The following is a 13,257-nucleotide window of genomic DNA, read 5'->3' on the forward strand; positions in this document are numbered from 1 at the left end:
CCGCCATAGCAGCGAATCGCCACGCCGCGAAACGAAAGCTTTACGAAGGGTTAACCCGCGCGGCGCAGATAGACGTAATAGGCCCCGCCGCCGCCGTGGCGGATATGGGCGGGCACGACCTGCAACACCAGCCCGGCGAGCGGCGGCATGTCGAGCCAGTGCGGCACCTCGTGCCGCAGCGCGCCGGAGCGGGTGGGCAGGGGGCCGTGGTCGCCCTTGCCCTTACCCGTGATCACAAGGACCAGCCGCTGCCCGGAGGCGCTGGCCCTCAGGATAAAACCCGTGAGCGCCGTCTTGGCCACGGCCAGCGTCATGCCGTGCAGGTCGATCCGCGTCTCGGGCGCCAGCTTCCCGCGCGAGAGCTTGCGGTGGGTCTTGTGGTCCATCCGCACCGGCTGGGCGTGCAGCCGCTCGGCCTGAGACAGGAAGCCCGCGGTTGCCGGGCGCGCCGTGGCGGCCGCCTTGCCGATGCGGAAATCGCGCGGCACCTGCGGCGCGGATACGGACGGGCGGGACGGTTCGGGAACGGGCGCCGGATCGGGCGGCATCACCGGTTCGTGGCCGGCAGGACGCATCGGCCGGGCCGAGCGCGCCACCTGGGTCCAGAGCGCTAGGTCGTCGCCGTCAAGGCCGCGTCGCCTCCGGCGGGCCATGTCACGCCGTGGCGACGAGGCGCCAGTTGGGATCGGGATCGCCCATCCGACGGGCAAAGGTCCACACGTCGCGCTGCTTGCGGGCCGCGCGGGGGTCGCCCTCGATCACCGCACCGCTGGCGTCGCGGTGGGCCACGATCAGCTCGCCCACGAAGCGGACCGAAATATCGCCCTCCTGCGTCTCGGCGTTGTAGTTCGCCTCGGCCAGCGTGGTCTCGCGCGTGCCGAGATACTGCACCTCGGTCGTGATGCCGCGCTCGGCGCGGGCCGCGATGGCCTGGTCGAACGCCTCGGCCACGGCCGGGGCCAGGAAGGGGCGGACTTCGGACAGATCGCCACGCTCGAAGGCGGTCAGGATCATCTCGTAGGCCTGGCGCGCGCCCAGCAGGAAGGGGCCGACGGTGAAGGACGGCTCGGCGAACTTCATCTGCTCCAGCGCATGAGCCGCGGGGCTGGAGGCCTCGACATGGTCGGTGATGTCCTCCTCGTCCACGGGTGCCGCCAGATCGGCCGGCATCTGCCGCGCGGCCGGCGCGTCGGGAATGCGCGGCGGCTCGAACCCGTCGCGGGTGCCCAGCACGTTGCGAAGTCGCAGGATCAGGAACACCGCGATTGCGGCAAGAACGATCAGCTGCAGCATCGGGTTGGACATATGCTCGGGCCTTCGGTTGGGCTGTTGGTGTCTGGCATCACCCGACCTATGTAGGGAGCGGGCAGGATCGAGTCCAGTTGACCTGCCCTGCATCCGCGCCGCAACATCGCGCCGGCACGGAATTATGGGGAATGTGCATGCAATTCTGGCTGTTCGGCCTGTTCGTCGTCCTGCCGATCGTCGAGCTGGCCGTCATCATCAAGGTCGGCGGCGTGATCGGCGTCTGGCCCACGATCTCGCTGCTGCTTCTGGCGGCATTCGTCGGCTCGTGGCTGATGCGCCGGCAGGGGGCGGCGGCGCTGACCGACCTGCAACGGTCCTTCCGCGACCTGCGCGACCCGACCGAGCCGATCGCGCACGGGGCGCTGATCCTGCTGGCCGGGGCGCTGATGATCGCGCCGGGATTCCTGACGGATGTTTTCGGCATCGCGCTGCTGATCCCGGCGGTGCGCCGGCTCATCATGCGGTCGGTCCGCTCGCATGTGCGGGTTACCCGCAGCGGCTTCGGCTTTCCGCAGCCCGACGCCGCGCCCGCTTGGGACGAGCCCCCGCGCCGCGGCGCCGACGGCCACCCGGTGATCGACGCCGAATTCATCGAGATCGACGCGGGCGAATCGCGCCCGCCGCGTGGCCGCCCCTCGGGCTGGACGCAGCCCTGAGGGCGCGCGCGTCATTGAGGCAGGGCGCGGGCGCTGCTAGAACCGCGTGCGAACCAGTTCCGGAGCATTGCAGATGACTGACGAAAACGCGAACGGCGGCAACGCCGCCACCACCCCGCCGCAGCCGACGCAGGCCCCGCAGGTCCGCCTGAACATCCTCGCGCAATATATCCGCGACCTGTCGTTCGAGAATGCGGTCGCCCAGAAGGGCGTCGCCGGTGGCGAGGTCCAGCCCGAGATCGCCGTGCAGGTCGGTCTCGACGCGCGCAAGCGCAGCACCGAAAACCAGTATGAGGTCATCACCAAGTTCAAGGTGACCTCCACCAACACCGCGACCAAGACGACGCTGTTCCTGTGCGAGCTGGATTACGCCGGCGTTTTCCAGATCGAGGGCGTGCCGCAGGAGCAGCTGCACCCGTTCCTGATGATCGAGTGCCCGCGGATGCTGTTCCCCTATGTCCGCCGGATCATGTCGGACGTGACCCGCGATGGCGGCTTCCCGGCCTTCAACATGGACCCGGTGGATTTCGTCGCGCTGTATCGCCAGGAAATCGCCCGCCGCGCCCAGGCCGAGCGGCCGCAGGACCAGCCGCTCTCCTGATCCAAGGCGGCAGGCGGGACGATGGCACGGCAGAGGCGGGCGTGGCAGCGGATGCTGTCGGGGCGCAGGCTGGACCTGCTGGACCCGACGCCCGTCGATATCGAGATCGAGGACATCGCCCACGGCCTCGCCTTCGTGGCCCGCTGGAACGGCCAGACGCGCGGCGATTTCGCCTTTTCGGTGGCCGAACATTCGCTGCTGGTGGAGCGGATCTTCGGACAGGTCGCGCCCGGCTGCGATCCGCGCTGGCATCTGGCCGCGCTGCTGCATGATGCGCCGGAATATGTGATCGGCGACATGATCTCGCCGGTGAAATCGGCGCTGGGGATGGAATACGGCGAAATGGATGCGCGGCTGACGACCGCCATTCACCGCCGCTTCGGACTGCCCGCCGCGCTGCCCGCGCCGATCAAGTCGCGGATCAAGCTCGCCGACCGCGTTTCCGCGCGGCTGGAAGCGGTGCAGATCGCCGGCTTTGCCCTGTCCGAGGCGGCGCGGCTGTTTCCGCTGCCGGATGTTTCGATGCTGGACGGGTTGAGGATCACCCTGCGCCCGCCCGCCGAAACGCGCAGCGCATATCTTTCCCGTTTTGCGGCGCTGATGGAACTGATCGACCGCGCCGCGTGATCTGGCGCGAACCGGCGGCCCGGTTCGCGCCATTCATCGTCAGACCGCCAGATCTTCCAGCGATTTCCCGCCTTCCAGCATGTCCAGCACCCAGCGGGGACGGCGACCACGGCCAGACCAGGTCTGCGAGGCATCGTCCGGGTTGGCGTATTTGACTTCCGCGGCGCTGCCCTTGCGCTGGCCGCGCGCGGGCTTGTCGCCGGTCAGATCGGACAGGCTGAAGCCATGCTGGCGGGCGGCGTCTTCGGCAGCCGCCCGAGCTTCGCGTTTGCGGCGGTCCTCGTAATTGGCGATTGCGCGATCGACCTGACCCCGCAAGTCCCGAAGCTGCTTCAGGTCCATTTGTTCGAGATCCATGACATTACTCCTGCGTCAAGCGATGCCGACGCACAAATCAAAGCACAGATCGAATGGCAAGTATATAATTTTAACGCGGACTGCGTTTCGCGAGAATTCGCTGGAGTGTGCGCCGGTGCATGTGCAGCCGCCGGGCCGTTTCGCTGACATTCCGGTCGCATTGTTCGAACACGCGCTGGATATGTTCCCAGCGGACACGATCGGCGGACATCGGATTGCCGGGCGGGGGCAGCGTGCCTTCGCTGCTCAGCAGCGCATTGGTGACCTCATCCGCATCGGCGGGCTTTGCCAGATAATCGGTGGCGCCCATCTTCACCGCCGCAACGGCGGTCGCGATCGCGCCATAGCCCGTCAGCACCACGATACGGGCATCGGGCCGGGCGGCGCGCAGCGCGTCCACCACGTCCAGCCCGCTGCCATCCTCCAGCCGCAGATCGACCACGGCATAGGCCGCCGGCTCCTTTTGAACGAGTTCCCGCGCCGCCTGCACGCTTTCGGCCACTACGGGGCGAAAGCCGCGCCGCTCCATCGCGCGGGCGAGGCGGTTCACGAAGATCGCGTCATCGTCCACCAGCAGAAGGCTGGGATCGGGGCCGATCCCCAGGGCATCCTCGTCCGTCATTGTCACGCTTTCAGACCTTCCGTTGAACTCTCTTACGTCATTGCCGCAACATGGGGTGCAGAAATGACGTATTCAAATCCGTCAGTTCGCTGCGTCCACATAGCAAGCGACGGTATCGGCCATCTGTTCCGGCGTCACCTCGCGCCCGAAGAAATCGACCGTGCCGTGCTCGGGCAGCACCAGATAGGTGGTGGTCATGTGATCGACGAGGTAATCCTGCTGATCTTCCGCGTCATTCAGCTTGTAATAGAAGCGCCAGCCTTTCGCGACTTCGGCGATCTCCTCGGGCGAGCCGGTCAGGCCCAGCATCCGCGGGTGCAGCCCGTCGGTCCAGTCGCGCAGCTGTTCGGGCGTGTCGCGGCGCGGATCGACCGAAAGGAATACCGGCGTCACGTCGATTCCACGTTCTTCCAACTGGGTCACGGCTTCCGCATTGCGGGCACCGTCCAGCGGGCAGACATCGGGGCAATAGGTATAGCCCGCGTAAAGCAGCGAGGGTTTGGCGAATACCTCAGCATCGGTCACACGCTGGTCATTCTCATCGGTCAGCGTGAAACTGGTGCCGAGCGCGCCTGTCCCCCCAGCCACGACGCCCTGGCGGCAACCCGCGAATACATCGGCCTGGGCGCTGCGCTGCATCACGAAAGCGCCGCCAACCAGAACGAGCGCGGTGGCGAGCACACCGCCCAGAATCAGTCTGCGATCAGCCATGACGGGATTCCTTCTTGTAACCCGCCCCTGCCTTCTCCCATCCTGCCGCGACGATCAACCCGTGCAAGGACGACGAGTCCGCCGAATGCCCCTCACGACCTCCTCGAAACCGCCCGAGCCGCACGGCGCCGAGCCGATCCGCCTGCGCACCCTGATAACCCTGCGCTGGGTCGCGGTGTCGGGTCAATCGGCGGCGGTCGCCGCGGCGTGGATCATCGGCGCGCGTTTCCCGCTGCTGCCGGTGCTGGCGCTGATCGCGACCGGCGCGGCGCTGAACCTGCTGCTCTCGTGGCAGCGCAGGCCGGTGACGGGGCGGCGGGCGCTGCTGCAACTCGGCATCGACGCGCTGCAGCTGGGGCTGCTGCTGACGCTGACCGGCGGCACCACCAACCCCTTCGCGGCGCTGATACTGGTGCCGGTGGTGATCGGGGCGGCGGCCCTGCGGCTGGCCGACACGGCGGCGCTCGCGGTGCTGACTGTCGCGCTGATCACGCTGATGGCGCTGGCGGGCATCCCGCTGGCGTTCGTGCCCGACCCGCCGATCACGCCGCGGTTTGCCCTGCAACTGGGCGACTGGCTGGCGCTGCTCATCAGCGGCGGGTTCCTGGTAGCCTATGTCGGGCGGGTCTCGACCGATCTGGCGGCGACCTCGAAGGCGCTGTCCGCGACGCAGCTCGCACTGTCGCGCGAACAGCGGTTGCAGCATCTGGGCGGCATCGTCGCCGCCGCCGCGCATGAGATGGGAACGCCGCTGGCGACGATAAAGCTGGTCGGCGCGGAACTCGCGGACGAGTTGCAGGACATCCTGCCCGAGCGGACGGACCTCGCCGATGACCTCGCGCTGCTGCGCAGCTCGGCCGACCGTTGCCGCGACATCCTGCGCAGCATGGGCAATGCCGGCAAGGACGATCTGCATCTGCGCGTGGCGCCGCTGGCGCAGTTGCTGTCCGAGGCTGCCGATCCGCATCGCGAACGCGGCATCCGCATCGAGATCGACGCCGGCGACGTGGCGGCGCTGGATGTCACGCGCGATCCCGGCACCATCCACGCGCTGCGCAACCTGATCCAGAACGGCGTGGACTTCGCCCGCTCGACCGTGACGATCACCGCCGCGCGGCAGCCGGGCGAGACGGTCGTGGTCACGATCCGCGACGACGGCCCCGGCTTTCCGGCGCAGCTTCTGCCCCGGCTGGGCGATCCCTTCCTGACCAGGCGCCGCATCCCGGACCGCCCCGCCCGACCGGACGAGGGGATGGGACTCGGCCTCTTCATCGCCCGCACGTTGCTGGAGCGTTCGGGGGCAACGGTGAGCTTCTCGAACGACCGGGGCGCGCGCGCGGATGTGGTCTGGCCGCTCGACCGGATCTCGGCGGACGGCCGGGCGGCGCTGGAGCACAACCCGGCCATCTCGGCGTGAGGCCGCGTGTTAACCATTATTTAAGGACGCGCTCGGTAGGGTTGCACGATCATGTCCGATGGATGAGCGATGCAACCTGACGTCCTGACCATCATCATCGCTTTCGGGGCCGGCACATTGTCAGTGCTGGCGGCGCTGACGCTGTGGCGGTGGCTTGAGCGGGCGGCCCCCATCCGCTCGGCCCTGCTGGACCAGACGGTCCAGCCGATGGTCCTGCTGTTTCGCGACCGCCGGCTTGTGGACGCGACCCCGCCCGCCCGCACGCTGCTGTCCAAGCTGCATGGCGAAGGGGACTGGCCGCGGCTTTCGGCCTGGCTGGCGATGCGGTTCGCCGATCTGGACGGGGCGCTGGCGCGCGCCGCCGATGAGGGGCGCGCCGAGGTCACGGGCGCGCAGGGTCTCGGTGCCGCACGCCTGCGGCTGGTGATCGAGGATCTGGGCGCGGGCCTGATGCGCCTGACGATCGCGGACCCCGCGGCGGAGAATGCGGGTGTGGTGATCGATTCGCAGTCGCTCGCCCATATGGAAGAAGAGCTGGCGATCCTCCGGCGCTCGGTGGACGAGGCGCCGGTCCTGATCTGGCGCGAAGCGGCGGACGGCCAGATCACCTGGGCCAACGCCGCCTATCTGCGCAAGGCCGAGGCCCGCAGCCCCGACGATACGCTGTGGCCGATGCCGCGGCTGATCGAGCTGGCGACGCCCACGGATGCCGACACGCCGGTCCGCGCGAAGCTGGAAGAAGCGGATGACGCCGTCCGCTGGTTCGACTGTCATGTGCGACCGGACGGAGAGGGGCGGATGGTCTTTGCCGTCACCGCCGATTCCACCGTGCGGGCCGAGCGGAGCCTTCGCGAGTTCGTGCAGACGCTGACCAAGACCTTCGCCGACCTGCCCGTGGGCCTGGCAATCTTCGACCGGCAGCGGAACCTGCAACTTTTCAACCCGGCGCTGATCGACCTGACCGGCGTCGCCACCGGCTTCCTGACGGCGCGACCGACGCTCTACGCCTTTCTCGACCGGCTGCGCGAGGCGAGGATGATGCCCGAGCCGAAGGATTACCCGAGCTGGCGCAACAAGATCATCTCGCTGGAGGCGGCGGCAGCCTCCGGCCACCATGTCGAGACCTGGACCCTGCCGGGCGGTCAGACCTATCGGGTGACGGGCCGCCCGCATCCCGACGGGGCGATCGCGTTCCTGTTCGAGGACATCACCTCGGAAATGTCGCTGACCCGCCGCTTCCGCGCCGAGCTGTCGCTGGGCAGCGAAATGCTGGACGCGGTGGACGAAGCGCTGGCCGTCTTCGACGCGAGCGGAAAACTGGTGACGATGAACCGGCGTTATTCGGACCAGTGGGGCGCCGATCTGCGCCCGATACTGGCCGATCACATGGCGGCGTGGCGCGCGGCCGCGCCGGCGGGGCAGGGGCAGGATGCCTTGCAGCACGCAATTTCGGATCTGCGCGGCCGAGAGCTGCGCCGCGGCGCGACGCTGGCGCCGAATGGCGGGCTGATGGCCTGGACCGTCCGGCCGCTGTCGGGCGCGCGGACGCTGGTCAGCTTCCATCCCGAGACCGCCGGGCGGCAGGGTGACTCCGGGCAGGACTCAACTGCTGGAGCCGCCGCGGCTTACCGCCGCCCGGATGAAGCCATCACGCCGGAGATCGGGCAGAAGCGGGAGGCTGCGTCGGCAACGGGCTGAGCCGGCGGCGGCCACCGCTTGCTGCTGATGGCTTGGGCAATGTCCCGAGGGTTGCCGCTTCTTCCTTGCCAGGCGCGTCCAGCGGCTCAGGGCAACTCGGCCAGGATCGCCTCCGCAGCGGCGCGCGGGTCTGCTGCCTGCCAGATCGGACGGCCCACGACGATATGGTCCGCGCCCGCCTTCAGGGCGGCGGCGGGCGTTTCGATCCGCTTCTGGTCGCCCGAGTCGGCGCCAACCGGGCGGACGCCGGGCGTCACGATCAGGCGCGAGTCCGGCAGGGCGCGGATCGCCGCCGCCTCGCGCGGCGAGCAGATGACGCCATCGGCGCCTGCCGCGAAGGCGCGGGCCGCCCGCTCCACCGTCAGGTCGTGCAGATCGCCCGCCTGCATCAGCCCGGCATCCAGATCGGCGCGGTCGAGCGAGGTCAGGATCGTCACCGCGAGGATCTTCATCTCCGACTTCGCCGCGCCCTGTTTCGCGGCCCGCACCACATGCGGGTCGCCGTGGACGGTCAGGAAGTCGATCTCGAACTGCGCGAGGCCGCGTACCGCCGCCTCGACCGTGGCGCCGATGTCGAACAGCTTCATGTCCAGGAAGATGCGCTTGCCATGCTCCTGCTTCAGCTCGTTCGCCAGCGCCAGCCCGCCGCCGGTCAGCATCCCCAGCCCGATCTTGTAGAACGACACCGCGTCGCCCAAGGTGCCCGCCAATTCCAGCCCGGCCAGCGCGTTCGGCACGTCCAGCGCCACGATCAGACGGTCGTCCATGTCATGCCCATCCTGCTGATTTGACGGCTCTATGACAGGGAACCGGCGCGCTTGAAACCCCGTTCGGACCTGCCCATGTGTCATTCAAAGGGACCCGCAACGCGCCGTGCCATGACGGGCGGCGCAAGGCGGGGGCTGCAAAGGAGAATCTTGCATGGACATGCAGAAATTCACGGAACGCTCGCGCGGCTTCGTCCAGGCGGCGCAGACGATCGCCATCCGCGAAGGACACCAGCGGGTCGTGCCCGAGCATCTGCTCAAGGCACTGCTGGACGACGATCAGGGGCTTGCCGCCAATCTGATCGGCCGGGCCGGGGGCGATGCCCGCGCCGTTTCGCAGGCGGCCGATGCCGCGGTCGAGAAGCTGCCGAAGGTCTCCGGCGGCGACGGGCAGGTTTACGTCGATACCAGCCTCGTGCGGGTGCTGGACGAGGCCGAGACGCTGGCCAAGAAGGCCGGCGACAGCTTCGTGCCGGTCGAGCGGGTGCTGATGGCGCTGGCGATGGTGAACACCCGCGCCAAGGACGCGCTGGACGCCGGTCGGGTGACGCCGCAGGCGCTGAACGCCGCGATCAACGACATCCGCAAGGGCCGGACCGCCGATTCGGCCAGCGCCGAGGACACCTTCGAGGCGCTGTCGAAATACGCGCGCGACCTGACCGAGGCCGCCGAACAGGGCAAGATCGACCCGATCATCGGCCGCGACGAGGAAATCCGCCGCACCATGCAGGTGCTGAGCCGCCGCACCAAGAACAACCCGGTGCTGATCGGTGAGCCCGGCGTCGGCAAGACCGCCATCGCCGAAGGCCTCGCGCTGCGCATCGTCAACGGCGACGTGCCGGAATCGCTTCGCAACAAGAAGCTGATGGCGCTCGACATGGGCGCGCTGGTCGCGGGTGCGAAGTATCGCGGCGAGTTCGAGGAGCGGCTGAAAGCCATCCTGAAGGAGATCGAGACCGCCGCCGGCGAGATCATCCTGTTCATCGACGAGCTGCACGTGCTGGTCGGTGCCGGCAAGACCGAAGGCGCGATGGACGCGGCGAATCTCATCAAGCCCGCGCTCGCGCGGGGCGAGCTGCATTGCGTCGGCGCGACGACGCTCGACGAATACCGCAAGTATATTGAGAAGGACGCGGCCCTCGCCCGGCGCTTCCAGCCGGTGATGGTCGAGGAGCCGACGGTCGAGGACACCATCTCGATCCTGCGCGGGATCAAGGAGAAATATGAGCTGCACCACGGTGTCCGCATCAGCGACGCCGCGCTGGTGGCCGCCGCGACGCTGAGCCACCGCTACATCACCGACCGCTTCCTGCCCGACAAGGCGATCGACCTCATGGACGAGGCCGCGTCCCGCCTGCGGATGGAGGTCGATTCGAAGCCGGAAGAACTGGACGCGCTCGACCGCCAGATCCTGCAGATGCAGATCGAGGCCGAGGCGCTGAAGAAAGAGGACGATGCTGCCTCCAAGGACCGGCTGGAGCGGCTGGAGCGTGATCTCGCCGACCTGCAGGACCGCAGCGCCGAGATGACCGCCCGCTGGCAGGCCGAGCGCGACAAGCTGGAAGGCTCGCGCCACATCAAGGAGCAGCTGGACCGCGCCCGCGCGGAACTGGAGCAGGCCAAGCGCGAGGGCAATCTCGCCAAGGCCGGCGAGTTGTCCTACGGCATCATTCCGGGGCTGGAGCGACAACTGGCCGAAACCGAGGGACAGGAAGACGGTCCCATGGTCGAGGAAGCCGTCCGCCCCGAGCAGATCGCCGAGGTGGTCGAGCGCTGGACTGGCATCCCCACCAGCAAGATGCTGGAGGGCGAGCGCGACAAGCTGCTGAAGATGGAGGAGCAGCTTGGCCGCCGTGTCGTCGGCCAGTCCGAGGCCGTGACCGCCGTGGCGAACGCGGTGCGCCGCGCCCGCGCCGGGCTGAACGACCCGCGCCGTCCGCTGGGCAGCTTCCTGTTCCTCGGCCCGACCGGCGTCGGCAAGACCGAACTGACCAAGGCCATCGCCGAATACATGTTCGACGACGACAACGCGATGGTGCGCGTGGACATGTCCGAGTTCATGGAGAAGCATTCGGTCAGCCGCCTGATCGGCGCCCCGCCTGGCTATGTCGGCTATGACGAGGGCGGCGTCCTGACCGAAGCCGTCCGGCGCAGGCCGTATCAGGTGATCCTGTTCGACGAGGTCGAGAAGGCGCACCCGGATGTCTTCAACGTGCTGCTGCAGGTTCTGGACGACGGCCAGCTGACCGACGGGCAGGGACGCCGCGTGGACTTCAAGAACACGCTGATCATCCTGACCTCGAACCTCGGCGCGCAGGCGCTGAGCCAGCTTCCCGAAGGCGCCGATTCGACGCAGGCGCGCGAGCAGGTGATGGGCGCGGTGCGGGCCCATTTCCGGCCCGAGTTCCTGAACCGGCTGGACGAGATCATCATCTTCCACCGGCTGAGCCGCGACGACATGGACGACATCGTGAAGATCCAGCTTCGCGGCCTGGAGCGGCGACTCGCCGATCGCAAGATCGCTCTGGATCTGGACGATGCAGCTCGGACATGGCTCGCCGACGAAGGCTATGATCCGGTGTTCGGCGCGCGTCCCCTCAAGCGGGTGATCCAGCGCAGCCTGCAGAACCCGCTGGCCGAGATGATGCTGTCGGGCGAGGTGCTGGATGGGCAGACGGTCAAGGTGACGGCCGGTCCCGAAGGGCTGATCGTCGGCAACCGTGTCAGCTCGGGCGCGCTCGGCAGCAAGGGCGAGCGCCCGGCGGACGTGCCGCTGCAATGATGAACCGGCCTCCGGTCCGAAAGGGTCGGGGGCCGTGCCGCGTTCGTGATGCCTGCGGAGCAGGGTTGGAGCTAGGATGCGGCAAGGAGAGGATGACGCCATGAAACTGACATGGTCCGACGTCACGCCCGAGGCGCTGTTCCTGAACCGCCGCGCGTTCCTTGCGGGTATGGGAATCGCCGCCGCCGCGCCTGCACTTGCGGCAACGGAGCGGCTGAACTCTTTCGAAGAGATCACCAACTACAACAACTTCTACGAATTCGGCTTCGGCAAGACCGATCCGGCAGAACATGCCGGCCAGCTGACCACCGACCCTTGGGCGGTGGAGATCGGCGGGCTGGTGGACCGGCCCGGCAACTACTCGGTCGCCGACCTCGCCCCCGAGAACGCGGTCGAGGAGCGAATCTACCGCCTGCGCTGCGTCGAGGCATGGAGCATGGTGATCCCGTGGCTGGGCATTCCGCTTGCTTCGGTGCTGGATAGGGTCGGCGTTCAACCCTCAGCGAAATTCGTGGCGTTCGAGACCGTGCTGCGCCCCGAGGAAATGCCGGCGCAGCGGCGCCGCGTCATGGACTGGCCCTACCGCGAGGCGCTGCGGCTCGACGAAGCGATGCACCCGCTGACGATTCTGGCGACGGGGCTCTATGGCAAGCCGATGCCCAACCAGAACGGCGCACCCATCCGGCTGGTCGTGCCGTGGAAATACGGGTTCAAGTCGATCAAGAGCATCGTCAGGATCACACTGACCGACACGCAGCCGGCCTGCACGTGGCAGCAGATGCAGCCTTCGGAATATGGCTTCTACGCCAACGTGAACCCGAACGTGGATCACCCCCGCTGGAGTCAGGCGACCGAGCGGCGCATCGGCGCGGGCCTTCTGGCCGGGCGGCAGGAGACGCTGATGTTCAACGGCTACGGCGATCAGGTCGCGCAGATGTATGCCGGCATGGACCTGGCGCGCGACTATTGATGGACCACCTGCGTCGGATGCCCCGCTGGGCAGTGTGGCTGCTGGGGGCGATACCGCTGGCGCTGCTGGTCTGGGATCTGCTGACCGGGCAGCTCGGCGTCGATCCGATTCGCGACATCGAACATCGGCTCGGCCGCACGGCGCTGTATTTCCTGATCGGCAGTTTGTGTTTCACCCCCGCACTGCGGCTGTTCCGCGTGAACCTGATGCGCTTTCGCCGCCCGGTGGGGCTGATCGCGTTCAGCTATGCGGTGCTGCATGTGACGGCCTGGGTGGTGCTGGACATGGGCCTGTTGTGGCAGCAGCTGCTGCGCGACATCGCCAAGCGGCCCTACCTGACGCTGGGCATGGCGGCCTTCGCGATTCTCGCACTGATGGCGGCAACCTCGGCAAATCGAATCGTGCGGCGGCTGGGGCCCGTCCGGTGGCGGCGTCTGCACAGGCTGGTCTATGCCGCCGCACCCTTGGCCGCGCTGCACTGGCTGCTCTCGCACAAGATCTGGCCCACCTGGGGAATCGGGGTGGGGCTGGTGATTCTCGCGCTGCTCGCGCTCCGACTGCCTGTGGTGCGTGATACGACCACCGAATTCGCAAGCAAAATCAGAGCGTTGAGAGAGAGTTAGACGCCGTGTGAAAGTTTTCTGAATTTTCTTCTTGCTCTCTCCGTTCGCTGGCCCTAGATACCGCTTCACCGAACGGCGGGGACGCCAGACGGGACGGGGAAGCCGGTTGGCGGACCCG

At 68.0% G+C, this 13,257-nt stretch carries 14 protein-coding genes; 8 read left to right on the forward strand and 6 right to left on the reverse strand.

Annotated features, from left to right (window positions below; genetic code table 11):
- Positions 1-50 precede the first annotated feature (50 nt).
- Together KTN05_RS05165 and KTN05_RS05170 are read right to left on the reverse strand one after the other, a co-directional pair.
- On the reverse strand, positions 51-653 hold the full coding sequence (locus tag KTN05_RS05165) for a Smr/MutS family protein (RefSeq protein WP_217328307.1): 603 nt from the start codon (positions 651-653) through the stop codon (positions 51-53).
- 1 nt (position 654) lies between these two features.
- On the reverse strand, positions 655-1,305 hold the full coding sequence (locus KTN05_RS05170) for a Tim44/TimA family putative adaptor protein (RefSeq protein ID WP_217328308.1): 651 nt from the start codon (positions 1,303-1,305) through the stop codon (positions 655-657).
- Positions 1,306-1,442: 137 nt separating this feature from the next.
- Between KTN05_RS05170 and KTN05_RS05175 the strand changes: the two genes are divergently transcribed.
- The 3 genes from KTN05_RS05175 (at position 1,443) to KTN05_RS05185 (ending at position 3,192) form a co-directional block, all read left to right on the forward strand.
- Positions 1,443-1,964, forward strand: a complete 522-nt coding sequence (locus tag KTN05_RS05175; protein WP_217328309.1) for an FxsA family protein — start codon at positions 1,443-1,445, stop codon at positions 1,962-1,964.
- Positions 1,965-2,037: 73 nt separating this feature from the next.
- Complete coding sequence (gene secB / locus KTN05_RS05180) at positions 2,038-2,565, forward strand: protein-export chaperone SecB (RefSeq protein ID WP_217328310.1); 528 nt, start codon at positions 2,038-2,040, stop codon at positions 2,563-2,565.
- 21 nt (positions 2,566-2,586) lie between these two features.
- A complete protein-coding gene (locus KTN05_RS05185; RefSeq protein ID WP_217328311.1) occupies positions 2,587-3,192 on the forward strand; it encodes an HD family hydrolase in 606 nt (201 codons plus the stop codon).
- A gap of 39 nt (positions 3,193-3,231) precedes the next feature.
- On the opposite strand, the gene KTN05_RS05190 is transcribed toward KTN05_RS05185, so the two are convergent.
- The 3 genes from KTN05_RS05190 to KTN05_RS05200 form a co-directional block, all read right to left on the reverse strand.
- Positions 3,232-3,549, reverse strand: coding sequence for an H-NS family nucleoid-associated regulatory protein (locus tag KTN05_RS05190; RefSeq protein WP_217328312.1), 318 nt, complete (start codon positions 3,547-3,549; stop codon positions 3,232-3,234).
- A gap of 70 nt (positions 3,550-3,619) precedes the next feature.
- Entirely contained in the window at positions 3,620-4,171 is a 552-nt protein-coding gene (locus KTN05_RS05195; protein WP_217328339.1) for an ActR/PrrA/RegA family redox response regulator transcription factor, read from the reverse strand.
- A gap of 81 nt (positions 4,172-4,252) precedes the next feature.
- Positions 4,253-4,882, reverse strand: a complete 630-nt coding sequence (locus tag KTN05_RS05200; protein ID WP_217328313.1) for an SCO family protein — start codon at positions 4,880-4,882, stop codon at positions 4,253-4,255.
- A gap of 85 nt (positions 4,883-4,967) precedes the next feature.
- Between KTN05_RS05200 and KTN05_RS05205 the strand changes: the two genes are divergently transcribed.
- Both KTN05_RS05205 and KTN05_RS05210 read left to right on the forward strand, forming a co-directional pair.
- Positions 4,968-6,299 carry an ActS/PrrB/RegB family redox-sensitive histidine kinase gene (locus tag KTN05_RS05205; protein ID WP_217328314.1) on the forward strand — a complete coding sequence of 444 codons (1,332 nt, stop codon included), beginning with the start codon at positions 4,968-4,970 and terminating at the stop codon, positions 6,297-6,299.
- Positions 6,300-6,368: 69 nt separating this feature from the next.
- The gene (locus tag KTN05_RS05210) at positions 6,369-7,997 is read left to right on the forward strand and encodes a PAS-domain containing protein (RefSeq protein WP_217328315.1); all 1,629 of its coding nucleotides are present in this window, start codon (positions 6,369-6,371) and stop codon (positions 7,995-7,997) included.
- An 86-nt stretch (positions 7,998-8,083) separates the two neighbouring features.
- Here KTN05_RS05210 and pyrF read toward each other — a convergent pair whose 3' ends face one another.
- Positions 8,084-8,764, reverse strand: coding sequence for an orotidine-5'-phosphate decarboxylase (pyrF, locus tag KTN05_RS05215; protein WP_217328316.1), 681 nt, complete (start codon positions 8,762-8,764; stop codon positions 8,084-8,086).
- A gap of 154 nt (positions 8,765-8,918) precedes the next feature.
- On the opposite strand from pyrF, the gene clpB reads away from it, so the two are divergent.
- The 3 genes from clpB to KTN05_RS05230 all read left to right on the forward strand — a co-directional run bounded on the left by clpB (position 8,919) and on the right by KTN05_RS05230 (position 13,139).
- Positions 8,919-11,546 carry an ATP-dependent chaperone ClpB gene (clpB, locus tag KTN05_RS05220; RefSeq protein ID WP_217328317.1) on the forward strand — a complete coding sequence of 876 codons (2,628 nt, stop codon included), beginning with the start codon at positions 8,919-8,921 and terminating at the stop codon, positions 11,544-11,546.
- A gap of 100 nt (positions 11,547-11,646) precedes the next feature.
- A complete protein-coding gene (gene msrP, locus KTN05_RS05225; protein WP_217328318.1) occupies positions 11,647-12,516 on the forward strand; it encodes a protein-methionine-sulfoxide reductase catalytic subunit MsrP in 870 nt (289 codons plus the stop codon).
- Complete coding sequence (locus KTN05_RS05230; protein ID WP_217328319.1) at positions 12,516-13,139, forward strand: sulfite oxidase heme-binding subunit YedZ; 624 nt, start codon at positions 12,516-12,518, stop codon at positions 13,137-13,139. The genes msrP and KTN05_RS05230 overlap by 1 nt, the downstream gene beginning before the upstream one ends.
- Positions 13,140-13,257 lie beyond the last annotated feature (118 nt).

Source organism: Paracoccus sp. Z118 (assembly GCF_019061185.1).
Classification (GTDB): Bacteria; Pseudomonadota; Alphaproteobacteria; order Rhodobacterales; family Rhodobacteraceae; genus Paracoccus.

What these genes read in the sequence shown, in the direction of transcription:
- KTN05_RS05230 (WP_217328319.1), top strand. Translation starts at nt 12,516, where the DNA reads ATGGACCACCTGCGTCGGATGCCCCGCTGGGCAGTGTGGCTGCTGGGG.
- KTN05_RS05175 (WP_217328309.1), top strand. Translation starts at nt 1,443, where the DNA reads ATGCAATTCTGGCTGTTCGGCCTGTTCGTCGTCCTGCCGATCGTCGAG.
- secB (WP_217328310.1), top strand. Translation starts at nt 2,038, where the DNA reads ATGACTGACGAAAACGCGAACGGCGGCAACGCCGCCACCACCCCGCCG.
- KTN05_RS05185 (WP_217328311.1), top strand. Translation starts at nt 2,587, where the DNA reads ATGGCACGGCAGAGGCGGGCGTGGCAGCGGATGCTGTCGGGGCGCAGG.
- pyrF (WP_217328316.1), bottom strand. Translation starts at nt 8,764, where the DNA reads ATGGACGACCGTCTGATCGTGGCGCTGGACGTGCCGAACGCGCTGGCC.
- KTN05_RS05165 (WP_217328307.1), bottom strand. Translation starts at nt 653, where the DNA reads ATGGCCCGCCGGAGGCGACGCGGCCTTGACGGCGACGACCTAGCGCTC.
- KTN05_RS05205 (WP_217328314.1), top strand. Translation starts at nt 4,968, where the DNA reads ATGCCCCTCACGACCTCCTCGAAACCGCCCGAGCCGCACGGCGCCGAG.
- KTN05_RS05210 (WP_217328315.1), top strand. Translation starts at nt 6,369, where the DNA reads ATGCAACCTGACGTCCTGACCATCATCATCGCTTTCGGGGCCGGCACA.
- KTN05_RS05190 (WP_217328312.1), bottom strand. Translation starts at nt 3,549, where the DNA reads ATGGATCTCGAACAAATGGACCTGAAGCAGCTTCGGGACTTGCGGGGT.
- KTN05_RS05200 (WP_217328313.1), bottom strand. Translation starts at nt 4,882, where the DNA reads ATGGCTGATCGCAGACTGATTCTGGGCGGTGTGCTCGCCACCGCGCTC.
- KTN05_RS05195 (WP_217328339.1), bottom strand. Translation starts at nt 4,171, where the DNA reads ATGACGGACGAGGATGCCCTGGGGATCGGCCCCGATCCCAGCCTTCTG.
- clpB (WP_217328317.1), top strand. Translation starts at nt 8,919, where the DNA reads ATGGACATGCAGAAATTCACGGAACGCTCGCGCGGCTTCGTCCAGGCG.
- msrP (WP_217328318.1), top strand. Translation starts at nt 11,647, where the DNA reads ATGAAACTGACATGGTCCGACGTCACGCCCGAGGCGCTGTTCCTGAAC.
- KTN05_RS05170 (WP_217328308.1), bottom strand. Translation starts at nt 1,305, where the DNA reads ATGTCCAACCCGATGCTGCAGCTGATCGTTCTTGCCGCAATCGCGGTG.